This is a genomic window from Rubripirellula tenax, assembly GCF_007860125.1.
GTDB lineage: Bacteria > Planctomycetota > Planctomycetia > Pirellulales > Pirellulaceae > Rubripirellula > Rubripirellula tenax.
Genome location: NZ_SJPW01000004.1, coordinates 69,674 through 94,271 on the forward strand (window position 1 = coordinate 69,674; position 24,598 = coordinate 94,271).

Below are 24,598 nucleotides of genomic sequence, written 5' to 3' on the forward strand. Positions count from 1 at the left end.
CATCTGCTTCGTAATCGTTCAGGTACAACGCCGTTTCATTCTAGGACCTGCAGTCATCAGGATGGTGGTTCGTATGGATTGGTCGACCCACGACGAGACCGGTTGGCGGACGCCGATTTTTTCGGAACATGGTTTGCCAGACGAATCCAGCCATGAACGTTTCCAAGGAACAGCCCGCCGATGATGCCGAAAGCTGCACACCCTGCCGAAGGTGGATACGGAACGTTCGGCTCTGGACCAAAGTAGAGCAAAGCCGAAGCCCCGAACGAAACGACGGTGGCGGCGATCCATTCCGGAATCCTTTGACCATGCACCCGTTTTCTCGCGTCATTTCGACCGATCACGACATGCAGGGCTCGGCCAATCGCCCAGGCGATCGACGCAATCGCGAGTACCCCGCAGAGTTCGCCCAGGTAGTACATCAAAGTATCTGCTCAGAAGGGAGGTGCCTGCTGGACACGTACTTCGCAAGCCGCAGTCTTGTGGAAGAACGCTTTTCCAACAACAAAGACTCGGTCGCCGCGGATCATAAAAACGGCGGAGTCAACGATGCTGCCATTATGATCGAAACCACGATTACCCCGGATCAACCGGTTTCGCACTCTCCGCCAACCGTGCCGTAACAATCTCTTGGTTGAAGGAGGAAACGAATTCGTCAAAATGACTGCCGTTTGAGCCCTGGAAAATGTACACCGTTCGCGTGGGTATCTCGGTGTCGAACGTCGCCCAGCGAATCGGACCGTGAATCCAGGGAGCAAATTGTAATGCTAGATAAAGAAAACAGACGATTGCGGAACCGGCGGCTGTGTAAACCGATCTCTCGAATCCAAGCAATACGTAGCCAACGGCAATCGGACCGGCGACCAAAATGAGGATGCCTTTTAGGTAACGCCCGCGGTCAACGGACTGCAGGGGATACGGATAAAAGGTCTTCACGGGCATTTCATGAGACCATTCATCAAATCCGTTTCGGTATCGCCATCGGGCCACGCCTTCATCGACGGACAAGTGAACGGACATGGTTTGCTTACCTGCGTTGTAGGAGAGCATGGGTAACTCCGTACGTTAGAATCGATTGAGTTGCGCAAGAGACCGACAACCAACACCGAGCAAGGCGGTCTCCACTCGGGTTACAAACGCCTGTTTCTACAATTCGCATACGGCCGTACTTCAACGCCGCCTTGGATTTCCAGAACAACCGATTCAATGCTGTGTTTCATCAGTTTCGAATCGTATAAAAGCAACGACAGTCGCTGCGCCGCGCACGTTCATCATTCGGATCGCTCCAATATCGAAACGACACGGGCCGCAATGGCGACGCCCAGCAAACGGTGTTGATCAACATCAAGATGCACACCATCGACGTTGCTGGTCGTGACGACAACGCCGGCGTCTAGGAAGTCACAGTCCAAGTGATTCGCCACGTCGCTTATCGCATCAGCTAGTCCGACAGACTTGAGCTCAGCGGCCTCGAACTTGGAAGCAATATCGCCTTTCGCTTGCTTAATCGGCGGCGGAGCGACAAGCATGATTTCGGGCATCGGCATTCCACATTCGATGGGAGCACGGCGAATCGCAGCAACTAACGCGGCAACGCCCTGCGCGGACTGCCGTGCAGTGGTTCGATGCACAGACTGGAAATCGTTCGCACCCAAAAACAGAATGACGAGCGACAACGGCGAATTCACTTCGATCCGCTGCTCGATCCCAACGAGTCCATTGCGACCAGGCTTGAGCGGATCTTCCCAGACGGTTCGCCGACCATTGAGACAATCTTCGATCACGCGGACAGACCACTCCTTCCTAAGAAGTTCGCCTTCCATCACTCCTGGCCAACGCTCGTGAAACGGAAGTCGGTTGCGAGTTCCCGGTATGATCCCCCAACTAAGTGAGTCGGCATAAACAAGGATTTGGTTCACTCAACCATCCCTCCAAGGCATAGCGTCTGGGTTCAACGATCGGCGTGATCAAAACACTCGGGCAGCAATCTCAACGGGTCGTCCCTTTGCCGGCATCATCTCGGAGTCGTCGCAAATGGCGCTGCAACCAATTGAAAATCATCTTCGTAGATGACGTAGCCCGGTGTTGCTGTCGTCAACTGTCGAACCGGTATTCCGCATTCCGCAACAAGGTAGGCGAGGTATCGAACGCGAGCGACACAATCCACCGACTCCATCTTAAACCAGCAAATTCCATCGTCGCTACGATGGGGACGCCGTGAAAGGGCAAAGCGGTCTGGTATTGGCAGGTTGGTGACGAACCAATCCAAGGTACTGCGAAGCTCATCGTGGAGATATTTGGGGCCAGTCTCATGTTCCAAAATATCGTATGCCGCACCGAAAACGCCTTCGGGTCGGCCGGGCTCACGATTCGGGTCGCAGGCGACGAAGCGGATGAACACAATTGGGGTCGATTGAAAGATGTCGCGAAAATCGGCTCGATCAAATCGACGTTTTTTTCTTTGCGTCAAGCAAGCCGTTTGTTGAAACAGTCGGTCGAGTCGATTCAGGGGACGTGCAAAGTTGTCGAGCCATCGTAGAGTTGCAAAGGACCAGACGAAGCAAGTCGGCAAGGTTACGGCAGACGGCCACAATCTTGCGATGAAAGTGCCCTCGTCCGCAGGACCGATCAGTCCGCGACGCAGTACAACGCCTGATTGCTGCGCAGATAGATTTTGCCATCCGATACCGCGGGGGACGCGTTGAAATCGGTTTCGTCGTTGGCAAACACGTTCTGAGCAATCGGTTCGAACTTATCGCCGGGCGAGTAAACAAACGTGCCGCTCTTGCGAGTCACGACGTAGATATTGCCGCCGACCAGCACGGGTGATGCGTAGACCGGGCGTCCGCTTTGTAGGTTGCCGACGCGTTCCTTATAGACGACTTCGCCGTCTTTGGCAGAAGTGCAGTACGCGATGCCGCGGTCATCGATCCAATAAAAGCGTCCGTCATGAAGAAGCGGTGTTGCAACATAGGAACTGGACTGATTTTCCCAAAGGACGTGCGTGTCGGTTACGTCCTGGTCGCCGCCCGCCTTGACGGCGATGCTTCCCGACGCACGGTATCCGCCAAAACTGTAAACGGTTTCGCCATCGACAATCACCGATGGCGAAACGTTTCCCGTCATCGGCGACTTGGCGTACCATTTTAATTTTCCGGTGCTCGGGTGCAGCGACCAGAGTTCGCCGGGAACGCTGATGACAAGTTCTTGGTCGCCACCGCTACGGGTAACGATTCGGGGCGTCCCGTAGGTCAGTTCCAGCATCCCCGCTTCCTGGCGCCATCGCTCTTTACCAGTCGTTTTGTCGATCGAGATGATTGCCTTGGCTTCTTCGGCCGCGTTGACGATCACGGTGTCCTCGAACAGCACCAAACTTGCCGCGGATCCCCATTGGCGATTGCTGGACTCTTTTCCGACATCGACACTCCAGTTCTTTTTCCCGTCCAAAGTGATACTGTGAACGCCACCTTTGCCTAAGAATACGTAGACGTCTTGGCCATCGGTGACCGGCGTGTTGCTGGCGTAACCGTGTTCGGTGATGTACCCCTGGTAACCGTCTTCGCGATAGTCGATCGGGAAATCGACCGACCACTCTTCCTTGCCCGTGTTTTTGTCGAAACATAGAACCTGTCGTTTTCCGTCACCATTGCCGCTGACATAGCAAGTCACGATGACACGATCGCCTACGATGATTGGACTAGACGACCCCGAACCGGGCAAATCGACCTTCCAAGCCAAGTTCTCGGTATCGGTCCAGGTTGTCGGCACGGAATCGCCGGAACGCGCCGCGCCGTCAGGCCCTAAGAATGCCGGCCAATCGTCCGCGTTTGAAACAAAGATTGAAAGGCAGACAAAGAGTGAAGCGATTAGAGATCGAAGCATGTTGGGATTCCGTGGGTGCGGTGGTCGGTCGGCCCGATGCAATCAGGGCAATTGCGACGACGGCCTAGGTTAGCGTACCGAAGAGTTTGTGTTTTCGTCGAGCGGCGATTGCGGCACCGGTCAGAATCGCGATCGCTGGATACGCTACGGCTGGCAATCGGAACGCGACATGGGTGCCAATCGGTTGGGATTCTGAATCTTTCATTTGCCCGATCGATGCCATGATCACGTCGAGGACTTCGTCGGACATCATCGGCGCACTTCCGCTGGCGATCAGTTCCAGAGAACGATGCAGCATGACGGTGGATTCCAATTGCACGTTCATCCATCGACCGTCGGCAATGGCTTCGACGCTCGGCAAGTCGATGCGGTCGATCGCGATCATCCCACCGGAACCGCCGAACCAGGAATGAATGATCGCGTCGGCAATTCGACTCTGTCGCGTCGACGCACGCCCGATTACGGAATTGATCGTTGAAATTGCGTCGAGATCCAGTTGCCACGGTGCTCGTGAAGCGTCAGCGGATTCGCTCTCGCGGCCGTTTAGATTCCAAGGTGCGAGTTCGATAAGCTCGTTGTCTGGATCATCATCGGTTGATGTGTCAGGGGTCGAAAAATCACTAGCTTGAGATCTAGAAATCACCGACGCGATTGCCAACTTTGATTCCGAATCATCGTCGAGACGCGTCTGAACTGCCTCGTCGACGCGAGTTGCTGTGTCGGTCGACTCAACCACGTCCGTGGCAACGATACCTGCCAGCGCCGCGTCGACTGCGACGGCACGAACTGCCAACAAAGACTGTGACGCCGAGGCAGGTTGTGGTGTCGAAGCGGACGGTGCCGCCGAAGCAGAAGGTGATATCGAAACGGATTTCGAGGCGGTAACGGGCTGTGCGGCTTGTGTCGGCGGCGATGTTGCAAAGACGACCGAAACACCTGCCGCCGTGGGGGGTTGCGCAGTGACAGTTTCGACGCGAATTTTCTGTGGCGTGTCAAAGCGATTATCTGAATGCCGCCCCCTATTTGAATTGCCGATACGATCAAATCCTGGCCTTAGCGAGCTCACCTCATTCGGTCGCGTGGCGTCTTGGTTGCGAAGACGGTCGCGTGAACCGAAATGGTCTTGGTGGACGTCATTGTCGAAGACGTCAGCGGCGAAGGGGTTCCCCGCCAACAATGATCGACTCTCCAGTGCTTCGATACAGAGCAACCGGCTTTCCGTTCTATCGTTCACGACTCACCTCGCAACTGTTGCAGGTTATACTGCTGGGTCTTCAACGCGGCATGGTACTGGTGCATTTGCGGTGCCAATGAGATCGCGATTCGCTGGTGTTCGATTGCGTCTTCATAGATGCGTCTGGCCGTCTCGGGATCACCAATACGTTGTGTCAAAAAAGCCAGATTGTTAAGCACTCCGCCAAGCATGTTTTGGACTTCGGCATCGTCAACGAATACCAGCTTCAGCATTCGACCGTGGTCGGCGGCCTGCCGAAGTGCATCGCTTGCTTGCGACAATTGATGGGTCGCCGCCAACGAAAGCCCTAGTTGATTCAGGCTGATGATAAGATCACGACGGTAGGTCGGTTGATCGGGCCATCGGGAGATGAGTTGCTGTCCGATCTTGACCGATTGCTGCAGTGACTCAACGGCGCTGGCGTGGTCTCTCATTTGGGATTGCGAAGTCGCCAGCGTGTTGAGTGTCAGCATGACTTGGGTTGCCAATTTCGGATCGGCCGGATCGGTTTCTAACAAGGCGACTTGATAACGAAGTGATTGACTTGCCAATTCGGCCGATCGCTCGGGCGCTCGCTTCGCCAACAAACCCGCCAAATTCGAGCGGACGGTGGATTGAAGCATCTCTTGACCGTCGGCCGATTCCAGCAGTTCGATCGCATGCTCGAAAGTCTGCTGTGACTCGTCGATTTTTTGAGCATCGGCCAACATGCTGCCGAGATTGTTCAGCGTTTTTGCTAGTTCGATTTCGCAGTGCAGACGACTCTGCGTATCGATGGCTTTGGCGAACCAGACGCCGGCTGCTTGCAGGTCGCCGGCCTGCGTAAAACGCTGTGCCAAATTGTTTTGGCTGATCGACCATTGCAATTGCAGGGTCTTGTCATCGGACCGTTGGGCCAGTTCGCTGTAAAGCTCTTCCGATGCTCGAAGTGAATCGATCGCTTCGGTCACGTTCCCCAACTCGCTTTGCAAGACACCCATCTTGCCCAGCGTGATTGCCAGGTCACGGCGTTGTTGTTCACCGTCTCGGTTGACGTCGTTGACGGCAACCGCCGCCATCTGTTGATAGTATCCGAGCGTTTCAGATAGCAATCGGTGACGGACCGAGTTGGCAGCGGGAATGTCAGCCAACAACTCAGTGATCTGCGTCCCCAACCGATCCACCGCTTCGCGAGCGATGGCTTGGTTACGGTTCGATTGAATCGCCAATGCATCAGAGACGTTTTTCGCGGCGGCCAGCTTTGTTGTGCCGACGGCGAATCCGGCCAACGCCAGACACCCGACCAACGCCGTCGCGATCACGGCCGTGCGATGATTCGAAGCAAATCGAACGACCTTGTCGGTCAACGTTGGTGGTCGGGCGATTGTGGATTCTCCCGCGAGTACCCGTCGCAGATCCGCAGCAAACTCGCTTGCCGATTCGTAACGATCGTCTCGCTTACTCGCCATCGCTTTGGCGATCACGGTTGCTAAATCGCAAGGAATGTCGGTTCGGATTCGACGCAGCGGGCTGATCACGTCCTCGTCGACTTGACGCAAGATCGTCGCGGCGTCGTCACCGGCATGTGCCGGGCGCTTCGCCAACATCTCGTAAAGCGTCGCGGCAAGCGAGTAGATATCCGTTCGACCGTCGACGACCGCCGAGTCGCCGCGTGCCTGTTCGGGGCTCATGTAACGAATGGTGCCGACCACGTCTTTCGATCCCGTGATGGACACATCGCTTTGGATACGAGCCAACCCAAAGTCGGCGATCCAAACCTTGCCACGCCCATCCAATAACAGGTTCGATGGTTTGATGTCACGGTGAATGATGCCAAACTCGTGGGCCGCCTGCAGACCGCTTGCAACTTGGACGGTGAAATCAACGGCGGTGCGCCAATCGGTTTTCACACCGTCTTGTTTCGCATAGGTCGCAATCCAGTCTTCGATCGATGCACCGTCGATGTACCGCATCGCATAGAAATGGACGCCGCGTTCAAAACCAACCGCAAAGACAGGAACGATATTGGGATGCTGCAGACTTGCGGCAGCTTCGGCTTCGTGTTGGAAACGTGTCAGTTGGCGAGGATCCAGCACCGCGGCCATCGGCAGCAACTTGACCGCAACGGTTCGGCGTAGCGATACTTGGGTCGCTCGATAGACAACCCCCATTCCGCCTCGCCCGATCGTTTCGTGCAGCAGAAAGTCACCGAGACAGTTTGATGAGTCGCACGGCTGTGTCGGCTGTGGTGTTCCGGCCGCCATTCGATGCAGACTCTCCAGTCCGCTTACGCATTCGCGCAGCGCCTCGCGAAGTTCGGGCGTGGAAGCAGTGATTTGTTCGACCGACGGTGGCAGACCGGTTTCCATTGCGTGAAGGTAAGTTTCAAGCAGCTCGCCCAGAGTTTCTTTTTGCTCGTCGGTCAAACCTTGAATGCAGCCTGACTCATCGTCGAGCTCATCATCCATCGATTGATGGTGGTTGCCAAGCGAAATCATGCCAGCTCTCCCGTCACATCGAGCTGGCAAGTATCTTTGAATTTCGCGATCGCGCGGACCCACAGCATGCGCGCAGACCCCGCTTTGATCTGCATGCGGTCAGCGATTTCGTCGAACGACAAACCTTGAAGATTTCGATAGATGATTACGTCGCGGTAGCTGTCTTTCAGTTTCGCGAGCTGACTAGAAAGCTCGTCCGCTAATTCGTGTTGCGACATGACTTCGCTAGGCGTTGCGGCTTTGTCGGCAACAATGTGCGAAAGTCGAGCCATGCTGTCGTCAATGTTCCTGGCCATCGTATCCAACGCGACTTCGCGACGAATGTCTCGCTTCTTTGCGTAGACATTCTTTTCGATCGCGTGGCTTAAACAGTTGCTAAGAATTTGGCGCAACCATGCGACCCACTCGCCTTCGCTACCACCGCGGAACTGATGGAAGTCGCGGTGCGCTGCTAACAACGTTTCCTGAACCAGATCCGACGTGCTCATCCGACGTCGCAACCTGCCGTCGATCTGCGTCGCCGCCAACACGGACAAATAGCTTTGATAGAGCTGCAACAGATCGCCGAGCGACTGGACGTTCCCGTGGCGTACTTCGGCGATCATCGTCAACACGTTGGTATCGGCGACGAAGGGTTCGGTCGATTCGATGGGCATGGGACGCTCGCTAGATAAAGAGAAGAGTTTCGTTCGCCTGGGGACACCTCGGGACGCTGCGGTACCATGAAGTAAAGCGACATTTCCCGACCCAAGGGGACAAACTTCGTGAAAAATAAATCCGCGAAACTCGCCCTCCCTAGCCCCTAAGGGCAAATTCTAGCCCGAAGCGTGACATTTTGCGATGAATCCCGCACCTATGAGGTAGGCCGCCGAGACTTTCGGGTTGGGGACGGCTTTCCTTGTCTGCTTCTCAAAAAACGAATAGGTGGCGTCATGGCGACTTTCTGGAATCGTTGGATCGGCCGTCCGAACTCATCTCGATCGACTGGTCGCAAGCGAAAAAATCTGCGCCGCCGGATGAGGCCCGAGAATCTGGAATCGCGGCAACTGCTTGCTGCGAACCTCTTTCACAACGAGCTGATGCCAGAAGATGTCAACGAAGACGGAATCGTATCGGCGTTGGACGCTTTGACGATCATCAATGAAATGAGCCGTCAGACCGCCGAGGGACGAACGGCCGGCGCCGGTGATGCCCAGACGGGCGGCAATCAGCCTGGAAGCGGACGCATGACCGACGTCAACAATGACGGCCGTCACACCGCGCTGGACGCATTGATGGTGATCAATCGCATCAGCCGCGATCGCGGTCGCGTCGATCCGCCGACCAATCCGACTGATCCGCAGTCACCAACCGATGATGTTCCGACGGACGATACGCCAACCGACGAAACGTTGACAGAAACGGAAGTTCGTTCCATCGATGGAACAGGAAACAACATCGACAATCCGGAACTCGGATCCACCGACACCGAACTGTTGCGAGTGGCCGAGAACGATTACGCCGACGGAATCTCGCTACCGGCAGGCGAAGATCGTCCGAGTGCTCGAGAAATCAGCAATACGCTTTCCGCAGCGGACCCCAATGGGACGACAAGTGAACGGAACCTGACGTCGTTCGTTTTTGCTTGGGGTCAATTCTTGGACCACGATATCGATTTGTCGCTGGAGCCTTCCAGCGAAGAAGACGCAATTTCGTTCGACATCGACGTTCCGACCGGCGATGCGTTGTTCGACCCGTTTTCGACGGGCGAAGAAACGATTCATTTGACGCGTTCGGCGGTCGCCGACGGTAGCGGCACATCGACGGACAATCCGGCTGAACAAGTGAACTCGATTTCGGCTTGGATCGACGGATCACAGGTCTATGGGAGCGACCAAGAAACGTCAGACTCGCTTCGTGAATTCGTGGGCGGTCGCTTGTTGATTACCGAGGACGGGTTGCTGCCAACGGACGAGAACGGCGGAGTCTTGGCCGGTGACATTCGCGCAGCCGAGAACGTCGTGCTGACCTCCATGCATGCCCTGTTCGTTCGCGAACACAATCGTTTGGCCGATGAAATCGAAGCCGCAAATCCAGACCTCACCGACGAAGAGATCTTCCAAGAGGCTCGCGCAACCGTCATCGCTGAACTGCAGTCGATCACGATCAACGAATACTTGCCCGCACTCTTGGGCGAAGGTGCGTTGTCAGATTACGAGGGTTACGATTCATCGGTTGATCCGTCGATCGCAAACGAGTTCTCCACCGCTGCGTTCCGATTCGGTCACACCACGTTGAACGATGAATTCCGCTTCGTCGGCAACAATGGCGAGGACCTTGCCGAACCGATCGCACTTGCCGACGCGTTCTTCCAGCCCGAACTTTTAGAAGCGACCGGCATTGATTCGCTGCTGAAGTACGCCTCGTCGACGCTGTCGCAGGAGATCGATCTCGAAGTTGTCGACGGCCTGAGGAATTTCTTGTTCGGGCCTCCCGGAGCGGGCGGATTGGACTTGGTGTCGCTAAACATCCAACGCGGGCGTGACCACGGACTGGCCGACTACAACGCTACGCGTGAAGCCTATGGACTCACACCCGTCGAATCGTTTGACCAAATCTCGAGTGATCCCGCCATCCAGGCGAATTTGGAGTCGCTATATGGTGACGTCAACAACATCGACTTGTGGATCGGACTGCTTGCCGAAGATCACACCGACAACGGATCACTGGGCGAGACGGCAACCGCCATCATCGCTGATCAATTCGAGCGACTGCGTGATGGCGACCGTTTCTGGTACGAGAACGTGTTCACCGAAAGTGAAGTTCGCGACATCGAAAGCACTTCACTTGCCGACATCATCGAGCGCAATACGAACGTCGACTCGCTGCAAGAGAACGTATTCTTCTTCTCGCCGAGGGTCACCGGTTCGGTCGCCTCGGACGGCTCGACAACTCAATCACGAAGTGGCGAACAAATCTCAAGTGCCCGTAACGATCTTGGAACCATCGACGAAGTCGATTTGGAACTCCTTGCGATCGATCAAGCTCGCAACGTGCCCGGAAACACGGTCGATGTTGCCGGTCGCGGTGATCGTTCGCCCGGCCCCGCCGACAATCAGGTTGGGCCGATTCGCCAGCCCGTGGATCAGATTCGAGCGATCGAAGGCGTGACGGTCGAGTTACTGGATTTGGACGGAAACGTCGTCGACACAGCCATCACCGATGCCAGGGGGAGCTATGCCTTTGACAGTTTCGATCAGTCGGGTGCCTACACGATTCGCATCGCTGAAACCGAAGGAATGACAACGGTTGGATCCGATACATTCGACGTGGCGATTGCCACTGGCAGCGAGCGGATCAGCGGTTTGAACTTCCGAGTGGTCGTTTGATCGATCGCTATGGGCTGATCAGCCTTGTTGCTTCTGCGTGCAACACTCGCAATTCGACGGCGTCAAACCAGGGCCCCGGTGGCCTTGGTTCATTGCCACGATCAGTGACGGGCGGTTTCTCAATCGTCGACTGGGATCTTTCCAGCGCCGACTCGGCTTCACTCTGGTTGCCGAGTCGGTGGTATGCGATGGCAAGTAACGGATCGACAAGCCCATCGGATGGCCACCTGCCATGCTCAGAAGCTTGGATCAACCGATCAATCGCACGCTGATCATTGCCGGCACGCACATGACAAAAACCGGTAATGAAATGACACACTTCCCATGGCATGTTGGGGCGATTGGAGTGATCACGGTGTGGCATGGGCGGCGGACGAAACGAACGTGAATCCTGTTCCGCCAGCCAAGTTTCGGCCAATTCGGCGAGCTCTTTCCAAGAGATCAAAAACTCGTATTCACCCGATGCCGCGCACTCACGCAACAGTTCCCAGTTCGGCTCATCGAGCGGCAATGCCAGCCGTCGATCGAGATCGCCGCAAATCGCCAGATACTCAGGCACATGATTCGTCAGCAAAAACAGTGATGCCGTGCCCCACCACGAAGGCGTTTCTGTCGGCGCGCCCAGCGAAAGTGCTTCGGCATAGTCGTCCGCCGCTTCGTCCCATGACTGCAGCCCCGTAAAGAACTGTGCTCTGGCGACCCAGGGTTGGTAGTAGCTGGGAAGCTGCGTCAACGCCATGTCATAGTCTTGCCTTGCCGAATCGATGCGGCCAGCGTTGACGTGAGTTTGGGCGCTGGCAACCAGAGAATTCGCACGCGTGATATTCGCCGCGAACTGTTCGATCTTCAGCTTGGCATCGGTGGCCTCGCTGAGTGCTTGTTCTTTTTGATCACGTTCCAAGATCGCAACATTCATCTGCCAAAGGCTAACTGCCGTTGCCGAAAGAAGCGTTACCGCGATCAGGGAAAACGTCGCGATCACTGTGCGATGCCGGCGAGCGAATTTTGAAAACTGGTACGCCCAAGTCGGCGGTCTTGCGACGATCGGCTGTTGGGACAAATAGCGTTTGATGTCGTCACCCATCGCAGCCGCCGATTCGTACCGACGCACTCGATCTTTCTCGAGCGCCTTCATCACGATCCAATCCAAGTCGCCCTTGAGCATCGACGATAATCTCGCCGGTTCGATGCGGCGTGCCGCCGATACCGTTGTCATTTCGTCGCCCAACGTGGTCAACCGTCGACTCGGACGAGGCGGTTGTTCTTCTCGGATGATTTGCCGAAGCTCGTCCAGTCCGACGGAGTCCAACCGTTCGCGGTCAAACGGTGTCGCGCCGACCAGCAACTCGTACATCAACACGCCAAGCGAGAAGATGTCGCTGCGAGTGTCGACGTCCAGACCGCTCATCTCGGCCTGCTCGGGACTCATGTACAACGGCGTTCCGATCATCGAAAAGAAACGCGTATAGATTGTCTTGTCCGTAAGCGTTTGCCCGATCGCTTTGGCGACGCCGAAGTCGATCACCTTGGCAACGGGTTTCGCATCGTGCAACGTCACCATTACGTTGGACGGCTTGATGTCGCGATGAATGACGCCCTTTTGGTGAGCGTGGTGAACGGCCGCGCAAACATCGGCCAACAAATTCAGCCGGTCGCGAACGTCCAGTTGGTGATTGTCACAGAATTCGGTAATCGGAAAACCGCGAACCAATTCCATCACAAAATAAGGACGGTGGTCGTCGGTCACTCCCGCGTCAAACACCTGGGCGATGTTCGGATGATTCATCATCGCAACGGCTTGCCGTTCGGCTTCGAAGCGTGCGATCACTTCCTTCGATCCTGCGCCCGGCTTGACGATCTTTAACGCCACTTTCCGTTTGACGGGATGCTCTTGTTGGGCGACGAACACCAACCCGAAACCACCCTCGCCGACTTGTTCCATTAAACGATAAGGACCGATTCGCATCCCAATGTGCTGGATCGGCGGCAGGGCCGGCGCCGGCTGGGTGGAAACGATCCCTTGACCACCACCAATCGGTCGGTCGAGCAGATTCGCCGGACGGTCATGGGCGTCAAGCAACGCCTCGACCGAGGCGCGCAGTGCAACGTCGTCCCCACATGCGGAGTTCAAATAGGCAACGCGATCGTCAAGAGATTCCTCGTCGATCGCTTGCAAGAAAATCGCTCGTTCTGTTGCGTTCGTCATCTCGCTTCAGTGTAGTTCGCACGAAATCAAATTTCAGTTCGCGATCACTGTGGTCGCTGGTTGCGAGGCGTGCCCTGACTCGGACGTCCACCGCGCTCACCGCCGGGACCGGGACCGCTTTGGCCACCAGGCCCACGGCCACCACCGGGCGGCCCGAAACCGTGAGGCTCGTCGAGCTTCCTGCGTTGTTCGTCGGTAAGGATTTTGGCGAGTTCTTCGTCAACGTCCTTCTGTAACGCCGCGAGTTCATCTTTCTGATCGTCAGTCATCCGAAGGGAGTCTTGGACAAAGTCGGGAAGCAATTGGCCGGGTCGCGGCGGTCCGCCACGCTGACTTTGCCCGCCCCAGCCACCTGCCATTTGGCCACCACCGCCTGGCCCACCGCCCCCCGGTCCGTGGCGAAAATCGTCGGAGGGTGTTCCTCGATACATTCGTGGAACGACCGGCCAGTTTTCGGTCATGAAGTAAGCGTACGTCCCATCGGGATACTCGGGCGTGATGGTGAAGCGACCGTTGCACGGGTCCAGATCGCCGGCGCCTTCGACATACTCATAGTCACGTACGAATGTTCCATCGTACTTTCCGTCGGGTGCATTCCCACCAGGTCGATCGCCAGTTTTCAATTGGTAGCTGGACGTTAATTTTTGAATTGGCGATGCCGCGTTCTTGGGATCGCTGTAACCGTAAACGGCGTACATCGGAAACCCGTCCGCAGCCCATCCCACCAGCGGCGAGTGCGCGCCGGCTTCGACGTTCACCGAATCGATCAACCCCGTCGGCAATCCGTGATAGTGATATTTTCCGGTCGGCTGCACGTGTGCGTGCGAGACGTCGATTCCCAAATCGATCGCACCCGATAGCGGTTCGTATTGCCATCCCGGTTCACCGGCATAGAACTCGCCCGCACCGGGATCAAACGGAATGCCATTGATTGCGACGCCAAATTCACCGTGCATCGGCGTTGCTTCCGCCGCGACTTTGGGATTGGCGGGAACACGGTACTGGTGTGATTGTGCGGTAATCGGGTTGGGATTGCCTGAGTTTGGGAAGGCACCCGTCTTGTGATTGGGGATTCCGTTGGAAGTGATCACGCGATCGTCACCGACAATCTCGATCTTCACTTCGTTTGCAATGGCCGGTGTTTCGGTTGCCGGACGGATCTGCAGCACGCCCTTTTTCGTGATGCTGTGCATGCGGGGCGGCGGCTGTGCGATCACGACCGTGATCGCGCCAATCGCGATGGCGGTTACCGAGAGAATAAGAAACTGCTTCTTCATCATTTGTCCTAGTTTGGATCATCCGCACGCTTGGCAAGTGGGAAACTTGCCAAGCGATCCATCAGCATGGGGAGACAGCAGTTGTACTACTGAGGTCGTTGAGGACGGCCGTTTTCTTGGTCTTGTCCGCCTTGACCGGGTGGTCCGTGCATGGGCGGATTTTGCAACTGCTGCTGTTGTTCATCCGTCAAAAGCGCGGCGAGTCGCTTGTCGACGTCGGCTTGCAGAGCAGCCAACTGTTTTGTTTGCTTCTCATTCAAATTTAGCGTCTGGATCATGAAATCGGGCAGCACTTGACCAGGGCGTGGAGGCGCACCGGCATGCTGACCACCGTGCTGACCACCGTGCTCGCCACCATGTTGGCGCCCCATTTGTTCGCCGTCTTGAGGCGGTGGACCGCCGGGGCGTTGCTGGTTGCCACCACGTTGGAACCCACCACGCTGATTTCCGGCTTCCGACTCCATCGCCGATTGCAGTTCGGCTTTGGTCAGACTGCCGTCCCGGTTCGCGTCAGCCTGATCGAATAGCTGACTCATCATTTCCAACGGAGAACCGCCTCGTCCGCCAGGCCCGCCCTGTCCCGGAGGTCCACCGCGGCCAGGTGGTTGTGCGGTTGCCACGCACGGCAACACGGCAAGTGTAAAGAGCGCAAGACATTGGCGAGCATGGTTCATAGCAAGTGATCCGGTCGAGGAGTGGATGAGTTTGTTCTACCCAACCAATGCGTCGTGCGCGTGCTCCTGGGGACAAAATTTGTTTCGAGGTATTTTTTCGCAGTGAACTACACGGGTCAAAGTCAACGAAATCGACACCTCGGCACTTGACGAAAACCCACAGGGTGTTGAAATCTAAGGCATGAACCGCGATGTCACTCGAATCCTTTCCGCAATCCAGAGCGGCGACCGAAATGCGGCAAGCGAATTGCTGCCACTGGTCTACGAAGAACTTCGGCGTCTTGCCCAAAGCAAGATGCACCACGAAAAATCGGGGCATACCCTTCAACCGACGGCGCTGGTGCACGAAGCGTTCTTGCGGTTGGTCGGTGGCGAAGACCAAAGTGAATGGGACGGACGCGGACACTTTTTTGCGGCCGCTGCGGAAGCCATGCGGCGGATACTGATCGACAACGCGCGCCGACGAGGGCGCCAAAAACATGGCGGTGATTTCGTTCGACGGGAACTTAGCGAAGTCAATGCGTTTGTCGACACCGACAACGTCGATGAACTGCTGGCGCTCGACGACGCACTGACCAAGCTGGCCGCCGAGGACGCCGAACTCGCCAAGATGGTCGAACTGCGTTACTTCACAGGCTTGACGACCGAAGAGACCGCCAAAGTACTCGGCGTGTCCTCGCGGACGGTCAAACGCAATTGGGCGTACGCGAGGGCTTGGCTGCAACGAGAAATGTCGCTCTAAAATCTTGCGCCGCGAATCGAACTATTGGACAATCGCCGCGCCGAAAGCGTCGACCAACGGTGGCTCGGTGACTCCATCCATCGTTTCGTCGATCACGCGTTTCAACTTCTGAATTGCTTCGCGGTCTTGATCTGTTGCCGAATCCGGATGGACAGCCAATTCTTCCAACGGGCGATCCGTCAACTTGAACAAACGTCCGTCGCGGAAATATTTGTAGTCGTGATCCAATGCAAACACTTCTCGCGAGAATCGTTCCTTGTCATGCCCCGGTCGCGGGTCGTACCAGCAAAAAACCGATTCTCGTTTCGCCGCAGATCGGCCGAACAACTCAGCCGCGAAACTGATTCCGTCGCGACGGTCTTGTGATGGCAATGGGGCACCGGCGAGCTCCAAAACCGTCGGATAAAAATCCGATGCGTCGACAAGCGAATCGCTGATCGCCGGCGCGATATGACCGGGCCATGATACGATCAACGGTACGTGAACGCCCGTTTGTCGGGTCGTGGCCTTACCGCCATGGATCGTTCGACCATCGGACAACTCGGACGATACGTCCAGATGGGTGCCGTTGTCGCTGTAGAAAATTACGATCGTATCGTCTCTAAGTCCCTTTGCTTCCAAACCGTTTATCAAGTTGCCAACGGCCGTGTCCATATATTCGACCATGTCGACGGCGTAATCCAGCGACTCGACCACCGGCTTGCCGGGATCCCAATCGGGGCTGTTGGGCGTGGGCACGAACGGCCAGTGCGGCAAAGCCATCGGGTAGTACACGAACGCAGGTGTATCACGATGTCGGTCAAGAAAATCGATCGTCTTGTCGCCCCAGATGTCTTCGCCAAACTTGCCCGCGTAGGTCTTCAGCGTTCCTGGTTCACCCGCCTTGCCTTCCAGCATCGTGGGATTGGCGTAGCGTGATCCTTTGTCTTCAGTGTGCAGGGCGTGGAACAACGCGAACTCATCGAAACCCGCGTCCTTGGGATGCATGCCGGTGCCTCGACGATTGTCTGCACCGGGAAAGTCCGGCGGATCATAGGACTGCAATTGCCACTTGCCAAAAATCGCGGTGGCATAGCCTGCCTGTTGCAATCGATGCCCAAACGTTGATTCGGATGGATCGAGAATCCCGAACGCTTTCCAATTTCGATGGTTGTATTTCCCCGTCATCAACTGCACTCGCGTGGGCGTGCAAAGCGGCTGCGAATACGCGTGCGTGAAACGAATCCCGCCGCTCGCCAATGCGTCAATCGCCGGCGTTCGATACGAAACTCCGCCGTAACAACCCAGGCCTTCGATTCCAATATCATCGGCCAGGATCAACACAATGTTCGGCGACGATGCCGATGCCGTGACCGAAGGGACAAGGCTTGGCAAAAGAAATAGCAACGTCAATAAGTATCGCATCAGAGTCTTTCGTTTCCATCCATCGTATTCGCAACGTCGATCTCTTCGGCATCCGTGTCCGCCAAAGGCAGTTCGTAACACGCGGCTTCCCGTCCGTTCCGCAGGTAAACGCGGTTGCCGATCAACACCGGATGGTTCCACGTTTTGCCTTCCAAAGCGGGAAACTTTGCCTGTTCAACCAACTCGTCGGCGGACGCCTGGGCCAACACCAATTCGCCCGATTCCGAAAGGATCAGCAACTGGCCGGTGTCACCAAGCAGCACAACTTGGCCGTTGCCATACCGGCCACGCTTCCATTTCCGCTCGCCCGTTTCCAAGTCGACGCATGCAAAAATGTTGGCGTCAAATCCATACAGATGACCCTGGTACGCAACGTAGTCATTGAAGTCCGGTTTCATGCCTCGGGTTGTCCACAGCGGCTCGACGGTCCATTGGCCGTCGTTCCGAGTTACCGAAAGACAACGAACTCCCAAACCCATGCTGGTCGCCAACAACACGCGATCATTCAAAACCAACGGCTGGATCGCTCGGTAATTTTCGCCTGGCCAGGCGTGATTCCAAATCAGCGAACCGTCGACGGGGCTAAGAAACTGCAGCCCGTCGTTCGTCATCATCAAACAGCCCTCGACTCCGTCGAACGTGGCCGCATGCGGTGAACTGTAACTGTGGTTTCCCGAAGCCGCTGACCAAGTCGGTTCACCCGTTTCGATATTGTATGCAAGAACGCCTTTGTCGCCCTCGCCGCCCGCATGAACGATCACTTGTTCACCGATAACCAACGGCGACGACGACCATCCCCACGGCGGTGGTTCCCGACCGGCGTCGGCTCGCAAACTGCGATTCCAAAGCATGCGTCCATCGACGGGATCAATCGCCGTCAATTGACCGTCCGCGCCGAGTGCGAATAAAACCCCATCCCCGATCGTTGGCGTTGCTCGAGGCCCCGCGCCGCCGATGGATTCGTAGAATCTTACTGTATCGGTGTGAGACCAAATCGACTTTCCCGTGTTGGCGTTCAGACAAACGATCGCTTCGTCTTCGCCACGCTGTTCCTGTGTAAACAAGCGATCGCCGGCAACGACAAAGGACGACCACCCCGGCCCGATCAATTCTTTCCACACCAATTTTGGCGGCGACGCTTTCCAATCGTCCGACAAGGCCACGCCATGAACGACACCGTCACGATCTGGGCCGCGAAAGTCGGACCAGGCCGCCGTGCTTCGATTGATCACGACATCGGTTTCAATCGCTGCATCAGATTCGGGATCGGTAGCACGCGATTTTGCCGCAAGACTTTCTAGATAAAGCTCTTCGGGTGTTGCATTCCATCGCCAATCAAACTCGGCCACGAATCGCCCCGTTACACCGAGCGATTGAACCGAATCCCAAAACCCGAATCCAACCGCCGCAGCGAGCAGCGCGATGAGAATCCGTCGATTCGGTTTCGCCGCCAACGCAACCAATGCGATCGCAAACGCAGCCAACCCCACCGGCAGCTGAAAAATAAAGGTCGGCATCCCATTCATTGACGGATGCAGAAATGCGATTGCGATCGCAGCGACGATCACCAATCCCAGCAACCCGGCCAACTTCTCTTTCACGCTTGCTCGGCTGGCGAACAACCACCACCCGATCAAGAATAAACCGATCACGGCCGGCCCCATGAAGCTGGCAATCATCAACGGCAGCGGCGGTGACTCCATCAATTGACCGGTCACCTTGACCAACAACATCAACACCAACAAAACGGCTGCCGGCCACCACCGTAGCGTCGGCGCAACCGGGTGCTCGATACCTGCCGATTCGGTTGCGTCAGCTTCATCCATGACAGTCGTCTCAAGTGTTGGAAGTTTAAGTTGGAGAGCAAGACTACGCTCGAATCGCCAGCCCGTCGATGCTGGTAGCGGTACTGCTGCCGAAGCTTTCGATCGGTTGATTCATTTGCTGGGCGACTTGCACGAAGAGATTGCTAAACGGAGCGTTGTTGGTGCGGTCAAGCTTCAGATGCTGGCCGTGACGAAACCGTCCGCCGGCAAGCAGAATCGGAAGGTTCGTCGTGTCGTGAGCATTGGCGTTGCCCAGGTTGCTGCCGAAGACCAAAGATGTGTTATCGAGCAACCGTTGACCATCCTCAGTTTTGCGTTTCATATCGGCGAGCAGTTTCTCAAGCGATCGAAACTGAGCTTCCTCGACCAAACGCAGTTGGCGAATCTTGTCTTCGTCTTGTCCGTGATGCGATAGATTGTGGTGATCGATCGACACACCCGGAACCGGCGGAACGTCGTTGCGCCCTTGGATCATGACCGTGATCAATCGTGTCGAGTCGGTTTGCAACGCCAAGGGAATCAGTTCAAACAGCAACTCCATTTGCCCAATCAAGTCGTTGCGATCCGTGACGTCTTGTGGCGACTGGGCGTCGACATGTGGCTTGGGTTTGTGAATCCATGCTTCGGCAGCGTTTAACCGCTGTTCCATTTCACGGACGGAATGAAAGTACTCGGCGAGTTTTTCGCGATCGTCTTTGCCAACGCGCCGGCCGAACTGTTTCGCTTCCTCGCGCACCGTATCCATGATGCTGCGCCCCTCGCGAAGCCGCTGAACTTGCGTCTCGCGTTCTTCGGCCGAACCATCCAGGAACAACTTGGCAAACATCTTCGACGGCGACTGTTCGCCAGGAATCATGATCCCGCTGCGCGTGTACGACTGGCTCGATCCGTCGGTGCTCAATTGCAATGACGGAAAACGCGTTTCCAGTCCGATGCGATCGGCGATCCATTGATCAATCGAAATCGAATTGCGAAAACCGGCCAGCCCCGGGTGACGCGCCGCAGTCAACCAAGTCATGCCCGATGAATGCCCGTCCGCCCCGGATTGGTCGGGGTGCGACAGACCGCTAAACAGGGTGAAGTCCTTTCGGTGTTCTTCAAGCAATTTCAAATACGGCGTTAGTTCGTAGTCGCTGCCCGCTTGATCCGGAAACAAGAACGGAGCGTGCAATCCCAACGAAGTACAGATACAAACCATCCGCTGCGGAATCGCAACCGGTGCTGCCCATGCACGCCTGGGCAGAAATGCATCGAGCAGCGGCAACGCCAGCCCCACACCCGACGCTCTCAGGAATGTTCGTCGATTCGCGGTGTGACGATGGATCATAATTTCTTTCGCTCAGCCGAAACGGCGATTACTTCGTTAAGAACAGATCGCTAGTTGCGATTTCATGTACCAGTGTACGCAAGCCGCCGTCGCTGGCTGAAACCTTCTCGACAATCTGTTCGATTTCATCTCGATCCGCAAAGCTGATCCCAGCACCGGTAGCATACGTTGTCATCTTTTCGGCCAGGCTGCGAACAATCTGACGTTGATCCGCCAACATTAACTTCCTGAACTCGTTGATATCGGCGAAGGCCCGACCATCGGATGTTTGACCACTGCAATCAACGGGTTGCCCCAACTTGTATTCCCAAATGTTCCGTCCATGCAGCCTCTTCGTTTCAGAATCGCCCTCACCAATGGAACGATAACGCGTGCGAAAGCCACCGATCACATCGAAACTCTCGAGTGCGAATCCCGGCGGATCGATCTCGCGGTGACATCGATTGCAAGTATCCGAATCGCGATGCTTGGCCAATTGCTCGCGAATAGTCGTTGCGCCGCGCGTGTCGGGTTCGATCGCATTGACCGGCGGCGGCGGCGAAGGCGGCTTACCAACGATCCGTCGCAGTATCCATGAACCGCGGACAACAGGCGAGGTGACGGTGCCGTTCGCGGTCACTTTCAAGACGGCCGCTTGAGTCATCACACCGCCACGCACGCTATCGCCGGGCAACGCGACGCGTCGAAACTGCTCGCCGAACAGATCATCACCTGACTTCGCGAACGGTTCGGTCAGTTCGTAGTGCTCGGCAAGTCGTCGATCGAGCATTGCAAAATCACAGTCGATCAGACTGGCGATCGGCAGGTTGTTGGAAAGCAATTCGTTGAAGAACAATTCAGTTTCGGCCACCATCGATCGTCGCAGCAGATCGTCGTACTCGGGGTACAGACGCGTATCGGGAATCGTGGCATCGATTTGATTGAGTTCCAGCCATTGCCCGACGAAGCTAGTAACAAACCGCTGGCCGCGTTCCGATCCCAACAGCCGCTCAACCTGCTGGCCAACGACGACCTTGTCGGACAACTTTCCCGCCTGCGCAAGGCCCAGCAATTCTTCATCGGGCGGGCTGCTCCAGAAACAATACGACAACCTCGAAGCGACGGCAAAACCGTCCAGCTTCCCCGGTGATTCATCCAGCATCAAAAACCGCGGCGAAACCAGAATCGCACGCAGGGCAACTCGCATTGCCTGCTCATACGTTCGCCCTCGTTCCAGTTCCGCATTTGCCAAATCAATGAATGCGTCCGCTTCACCGACTTTCAACGGACGCCGAAAAGCACGCGTCGCAAATCGCGTGATCGCTTGGCGAACCGCCGACGCTGGATCCTGGGGCGTCACTTCGTACGCGATGTGTCCTTGGTCGGTCCAGCGACCGCGTTGCTCTAGTTCGCGAACGTGATCGGCGCCGAACACGTCCGTCACACTTTCCGGTGGCCAATCCTCCAGCAAAGGCCCCTCGATCTCGATCCACTGGACGGCCATGCCGGGCACCTTCCAGTCTTTTACGCTGTCCATATTCCAAACGTTCTTGCCGTCATCATCGATGCCGATTCCATAGCCGCTGAATCGCAAGTGATCGCGATGCGAAAGCGATGCGGTAAACTCCAACGTTCGGGGCTCCGGCCCAAGCTCGAAATACTGAAGCAACTGGTGATTCTTCCAATCGCTTGAGAACACTTTCAACGCGATCGGATCGCCCCGACTGTCGACCGCATAGGCGGACACTCGCACGCGATACTCGCCGTCGGATGGCGGCGCGAACTGCTTCAAGTCGTCGGGAGAATAGCCGTGACTGATATACACCAACGCATCGTCAGTTTCCCGAAACAAGCGACGATGCCGCTCACCCGATACCGGATCGACATGATCCTCGGCGGTATCCAAATTTTTGCGAACGGCTTCTTCGTCCTGCATCCGCAATCGCTTGCTGAACCCTTCGGGTCGTGCCGTCAAACGCACAGCCGAATCCAACGCAAGCTCGATCACTTCAAGATACTTTTCGATCTGAACCGCCGAAATGCGCAGCCCTTCTGCCACCGTATCAAAACCTTGACTGCGCCCGTCTTCGGGAAGCAAATGCTCAATCGGCAAATCGATTCGCAGCAAGTCGTGCAGACTGTTTTCAAACTCGCGTCGGTTCAGTCGCCGCAGAATCGTTCGTCCCTGCTCGTGCTTCTTTATGTCGAGCACGTTCACGATTGCCGTTCCGATCGGTTGCGTAAGACCCGATCGCTGCCGTGATGTGAGCGTCGACTCGGGCGGCATCTCACCTGCCTGAACGCGATCGTGGATCCTGGTCCAGCGACTTCGATTCGCTTCGGTTTCGAATGACCAACTCAACTGATCCAGATCCAATCCACCCGCCTTCTCACTCGCATCGTGGCAGTCCAAGCAGTTGCTTTCGATGAATTCCTTCACTTGCGACGGTTGCTCGGCCGCCGTCAAACGATTGCCCGCCAAAAACGATCCGGCGACAAAAACCGAATATCCAAGGCGACGCACGATCATGACGAGAGTTTTGTTCGAGCGATTTTCTTTGGGCATGGGCGATCGCTTTGTGGGTAACGTGAACGTCTGGCAGGCCGAATGGAGGAGCCTATTCTAGGCTGTACCAGCGATTGTTGTCGTTGTTTCAAAACGCATGCGGTTTGCGACGGTTTCACGCGTCGGATGCTTTCCTTAGAATGCGTGCGAGAAATAAGTGTCCACCCCCTTTTGCCGGGCACCTGCCCTTCGGGTGCTTCGCACGAAAGGGGTCGGACACTTATTTCCGATCATTCCTTACAAACACTGTCGCATACCCAGCAACCCGACCGATGGCAAACACACCCGAACGACGCGACTTGCAATTCAACTCATTGGACGAGGCCGTCGCCGATGCGACGAACCTTGCCGGCGGCGCGACACGCACCACGGGAAAGCACAGCTTCGGGCAGATTCTTGAGCACCTGGCGCTGACCCACGACATGGCCACCGGCAAGATCACGCCTCCCCGTCCGCCGCTCATCATGCGGTTGGTGATGCCCGTGATGAAGCACATCATTTTAAACGGGCCAGTCAAACCGGGATTCAAATTACCCCAAGACGCCGAATCTTTCTTCTGGCCCGCTGGTGACGTCGACGTTCAACAGGCATTGACGCATCTACGCGAGTCCGTCGAAAACTACAAATCGAACGGTCCGCTGGCAAAGCACCCGATCTTTGGAACGCTCTCGCGAGAAAAGGTCGACTTCTTGAATTGCAGCCATTGCGCGATGCACCTCAGCTTTGTACACCCTACCTAGCGGTTGCACACAACCGTCCACGGGTCGGTTGATCGATTCAAAATTGCCCAGAACGCGGGACGCAGTTTTCCACCCAAGTATCAGCGCCTTTGCTTCGCTGTTTTTCCAGAAAGCATTCACTCTCCACTATTTTTCGCTCCCTTGAATTGGATGACTTGTTGATGTCTGAACGCATTATTCTTCGAACGGGTGAAGCTCTCGTAGCTGGCGGCCCTCCTTTTACGGCTGCGGAACCGGAAGTCGTGATTGGCGAATTGGACGGCCCCGTGGGTATCGCGCTGGCAACGCTCACCGGCGATCAATCGAAGGGCCACTCGAAGGTCTTCGCGATCTTGAACACGGACATCCAAGTCCGACCCGTCACGCTTTGCGTTAGCAAAGTCACTGTCAACAACAGTCGCTACACCAATATCCTGATGGGCACCGTCCAAGCTGCGATCGCCAATGGCGTGTTGGATGCAGTCCGCGCGGGTGACTTACCCAAAGATCGAGTGAACGAACTGGGAATCATCTGTAGTGTTTGGTTGAACCCAGGCGTGATCGACGACGACAAGTTGGACCACAAAGCGTTGTTCGACATCCACCGCAAAGCGATGGCACAAGCGATTCACAAAGCAATGAACCATCAACCGTCGATCGATTGGCTACTAGAAAACCAAGACAAGATCACCCACAAGTACTACCAAATGGGCCTGGACGGAAAAATTTAATTGAGGAAACCGCTCGTGACAGCCAAATTGCGGGCGTGACCGAAGTGGACCGTAACCGAAGTGGAATCGCGGTAGGGACTGCCGTCGCCGGCAGCCCCCCGCACAGATCCGTACGTGAAGTTTTCCCTCATACGGCTCCTGCTCTGAGTCGGGCGTGATGCCGAACATTGGGGTAAAGATGGAGGA

19 protein-coding genes are annotated in these 24,598 nt (G+C 56.1%); 4 read left to right on the forward strand and 15 right to left on the reverse strand.

Annotated features, from left to right (window positions below):
• Positions 1 to 56 precede the first annotated feature (56 nt).
• From Poly51_RS30445 to Poly51_RS14780, 8 genes are all read right to left on the reverse strand, one after another.
• A complete protein-coding gene (locus Poly51_RS30445; RefSeq protein WP_186775572.1) occupies positions 57 to 422 on the reverse strand; it encodes a hypothetical protein in 366 nt (121 codons plus the stop codon).
• Between the two features lie 154 nt (positions 423 to 576).
• A complete protein-coding gene (locus tag Poly51_RS14750) occupies positions 577 to 1,050 on the reverse strand; it encodes a hypothetical protein (RefSeq protein WP_146458583.1) in 474 nt (157 codons plus the stop codon).
• A gap of 221 nt (positions 1,051 to 1,271) precedes the next feature.
• Complete coding sequence (locus tag Poly51_RS14755; RefSeq protein ID WP_146458584.1) at positions 1,272 to 1,919, reverse strand: SGNH/GDSL hydrolase family protein; 648 nt, start codon at positions 1,917 to 1,919, stop codon at positions 1,272 to 1,274.
• 95 nt (positions 1,920 to 2,014) lie between these two features.
• Positions 2,015 to 2,401: a hypothetical protein gene (locus Poly51_RS14760; RefSeq protein ID WP_146458585.1), complete on the reverse strand. Its 387-nt coding sequence runs from the start codon at positions 2,399 to 2,401 to the stop codon at positions 2,015 to 2,017.
• A gap of 227 nt (positions 2,402 to 2,628) precedes the next feature.
• Positions 2,629 to 3,882 carry an outer membrane protein assembly factor BamB family protein gene (locus Poly51_RS14765; protein WP_146458586.1) on the reverse strand — a complete coding sequence of 418 codons (1,254 nt, stop codon included), beginning with the start codon at positions 3,880 to 3,882 and terminating at the stop codon, positions 2,629 to 2,631.
• Positions 3,883 to 3,946: 64 nt separating this feature from the next.
• Positions 3,947 to 5,116 carry a hypothetical protein gene (locus tag Poly51_RS14770; protein ID WP_146458587.1) on the reverse strand — a complete coding sequence of 390 codons (1,170 nt, stop codon included), beginning with the start codon at positions 5,114 to 5,116 and terminating at the stop codon, positions 3,947 to 3,949.
• Positions 5,113 to 7,593: a serine/threonine-protein kinase gene (locus Poly51_RS14775; protein ID WP_146458588.1), complete on the reverse strand. Its 2,481-nt coding sequence runs from the start codon at positions 7,591 to 7,593 to the stop codon at positions 5,113 to 5,115. Before Poly51_RS14775 ends, Poly51_RS14770 begins: the two co-directional genes overlap by 4 nt.
• Positions 7,590 to 8,249, reverse strand: a complete 660-nt coding sequence (locus Poly51_RS14780) for a sigma-70 family RNA polymerase sigma factor (protein WP_146458589.1) — start codon at positions 8,247 to 8,249, stop codon at positions 7,590 to 7,592. Before Poly51_RS14780 ends, Poly51_RS14775 begins: the two co-directional genes overlap by 4 nt.
• A gap of 276 nt (positions 8,250 to 8,525) precedes the next feature.
• Between Poly51_RS14780 and Poly51_RS14785 the strand changes: the two genes are divergently transcribed.
• Positions 8,526 to 10,961, forward strand: a complete 2,436-nt coding sequence (locus Poly51_RS14785) for a peroxidase family protein (RefSeq protein WP_146458590.1) — start codon at positions 8,526 to 8,528, stop codon at positions 10,959 to 10,961.
• Positions 10,962 to 10,968: 7 nt separating this feature from the next.
• On the opposite strand, the gene Poly51_RS14790 is transcribed toward Poly51_RS14785, so the two are convergent.
• The 3 genes from Poly51_RS14790 to Poly51_RS14800 form a co-directional block, all read right to left on the reverse strand.
• A complete protein-coding gene (locus Poly51_RS14790) occupies positions 10,969 to 13,167 on the reverse strand; it encodes a serine/threonine protein kinase (protein ID WP_146458591.1) in 2,199 nt (732 codons plus the stop codon).
• A gap of 44 nt (positions 13,168 to 13,211) precedes the next feature.
• Positions 13,212 to 14,447 (reverse strand): YHYH protein, encoded by a 1,236-nt coding sequence (locus Poly51_RS14795; protein ID WP_146458592.1) that lies wholly within the window; start codon positions 14,445 to 14,447, stop codon positions 13,212 to 13,214.
• Positions 14,448 to 14,530: 83 nt separating this feature from the next.
• Positions 14,531 to 15,118, reverse strand: coding sequence for an EF-hand domain-containing protein (locus Poly51_RS14800; protein ID WP_146458593.1), 588 nt, complete (start codon positions 15,116 to 15,118; stop codon positions 14,531 to 14,533).
• A 181-nt stretch (positions 15,119 to 15,299) separates the two neighbouring features.
• Here Poly51_RS14800 and Poly51_RS14805 point away from each other — a divergent pair, with 181 nt between their 5' ends.
• Positions 15,300 to 15,860, forward strand: coding sequence for an ECF-type sigma factor (locus tag Poly51_RS14805; RefSeq protein ID WP_146458594.1), 561 nt, complete (start codon positions 15,300 to 15,302; stop codon positions 15,858 to 15,860).
• Between the two features lie 21 nt (positions 15,861 to 15,881).
• Here Poly51_RS14805 and Poly51_RS14810 read toward each other — a convergent pair whose 3' ends face one another.
• From Poly51_RS14810 to Poly51_RS14825, 4 genes are read right to left on the reverse strand one after another with little or no spacing between them, the layout of a single operon-like run.
• Positions 15,882 to 17,264, reverse strand: coding sequence for a sulfatase-like hydrolase/transferase (locus Poly51_RS14810; RefSeq protein ID WP_146458595.1), 1,383 nt, complete (start codon positions 17,262 to 17,264; stop codon positions 15,882 to 15,884).
• Positions 17,264 to 19,090: a PQQ-binding-like beta-propeller repeat protein gene (locus Poly51_RS14815; RefSeq protein ID WP_146458596.1), complete on the reverse strand. Its 1,827-nt coding sequence runs from the start codon at positions 19,088 to 19,090 to the stop codon at positions 17,264 to 17,266. The genes Poly51_RS14810 and Poly51_RS14815 overlap by 1 nt, the downstream gene beginning before the upstream one ends.
• Before the next feature lie 43 nt (positions 19,091 to 19,133).
• Positions 19,134 to 20,417 (reverse strand): DUF1552 domain-containing protein, encoded by a 1,284-nt coding sequence (locus tag Poly51_RS14820; protein ID WP_146458597.1) that lies wholly within the window; start codon positions 20,415 to 20,417, stop codon positions 19,134 to 19,136.
• A 28-nt stretch (positions 20,418 to 20,445) separates the two neighbouring features.
• Positions 20,446 to 22,962, reverse strand: a complete 2,517-nt coding sequence (locus Poly51_RS14825) for a DUF1592 domain-containing protein (RefSeq protein WP_146458598.1) — start codon at positions 22,960 to 22,962, stop codon at positions 20,446 to 20,448.
• A gap of 272 nt (positions 22,963 to 23,234) precedes the next feature.
• Here Poly51_RS14825 and Poly51_RS14830 point away from each other — a divergent pair, with 272 nt between their 5' ends.
• Together Poly51_RS14830 and fae are read left to right on the forward strand one after the other, a co-directional pair.
• Positions 23,235 to 23,702: a DUF1569 domain-containing protein gene (locus Poly51_RS14830; RefSeq protein WP_146458599.1), complete on the forward strand. Its 468-nt coding sequence runs from the start codon at positions 23,235 to 23,237 to the stop codon at positions 23,700 to 23,702.
• Between the two features lie 161 nt (positions 23,703 to 23,863).
• Positions 23,864 to 24,412: a formaldehyde-activating enzyme gene (fae, locus tag Poly51_RS14835; RefSeq protein ID WP_146458600.1), complete on the forward strand. Its 549-nt coding sequence runs from the start codon at positions 23,864 to 23,866 to the stop codon at positions 24,410 to 24,412.
• The last annotated feature ends 186 nt before the right edge of the window (positions 24,413 to 24,598 follow it).

What these genes read in the sequence shown, in the direction of transcription:
- Poly51_RS30445 (WP_186775572.1), bottom strand. Translation starts at nt 422, where the DNA reads ATGTACTACCTGGGCGAACTCTGCGGGGTACTCGCGATTGCGTCGATC.
- Poly51_RS14750 (WP_146458583.1), bottom strand. Translation starts at nt 1,050, where the DNA reads ATGCTCTCCTACAACGCAGGTAAGCAAACCATGTCCGTTCACTTGTCC.
- Poly51_RS14765 (WP_146458586.1), bottom strand. Translation starts at nt 3,882, where the DNA reads ATGCTTCGATCTCTAATCGCTTCACTCTTTGTCTGCCTTTCAATCTTT.
- Poly51_RS14775 (WP_146458588.1), bottom strand. Translation starts at nt 7,593, where the DNA reads ATGATTTCGCTTGGCAACCACCATCAATCGATGGATGATGAGCTCGAC.
- Poly51_RS14780 (WP_146458589.1), bottom strand. Translation starts at nt 8,249, where the DNA reads ATGCCCATCGAATCGACCGAACCCTTCGTCGCCGATACCAACGTGTTG.
- Poly51_RS14785 (WP_146458590.1), top strand. Translation starts at nt 8,526, where the DNA reads ATGGCGACTTTCTGGAATCGTTGGATCGGCCGTCCGAACTCATCTCGA.
- Poly51_RS14790 (WP_146458591.1), bottom strand. Translation starts at nt 13,167, where the DNA reads ATGACGAACGCAACAGAACGAGCGATTTTCTTGCAAGCGATCGACGAG.
- Poly51_RS14795 (WP_146458592.1), bottom strand. Translation starts at nt 14,447, where the DNA reads ATGATGAAGAAGCAGTTTCTTATTCTCTCGGTAACCGCCATCGCGATT.
- Poly51_RS14800 (WP_146458593.1), bottom strand. Translation starts at nt 15,118, where the DNA reads ATGAACCATGCTCGCCAATGTCTTGCGCTCTTTACACTTGCCGTGTTG.
- Poly51_RS14805 (WP_146458594.1), top strand. Translation starts at nt 15,300, where the DNA reads ATGAACCGCGATGTCACTCGAATCCTTTCCGCAATCCAGAGCGGCGAC.
- Poly51_RS14810 (WP_146458595.1), bottom strand. Translation starts at nt 17,264, where the DNA reads ATGCGATACTTATTGACGTTGCTATTTCTTTTGCCAAGCCTTGTCCCT.
- Poly51_RS14815 (WP_146458596.1), bottom strand. Translation starts at nt 19,090, where the DNA reads ATGGATGAAGCTGACGCAACCGAATCGGCAGGTATCGAGCACCCGGTT.
- Poly51_RS14820 (WP_146458597.1), bottom strand. Translation starts at nt 20,417, where the DNA reads ATGATCCATCGTCACACCGCGAATCGACGAACATTCCTGAGAGCGTCG.
- Poly51_RS14825 (WP_146458598.1), bottom strand. Translation starts at nt 22,962, where the DNA reads ATGCCCAAAGAAAATCGCTCGAACAAAACTCTCGTCATGATCGTGCGT.
- Poly51_RS14830 (WP_146458599.1), top strand. Translation starts at nt 23,235, where the DNA reads ATGGCAAACACACCCGAACGACGCGACTTGCAATTCAACTCATTGGAC.
- fae (WP_146458600.1), top strand. Translation starts at nt 23,864, where the DNA reads ATGTCTGAACGCATTATTCTTCGAACGGGTGAAGCTCTCGTAGCTGGC.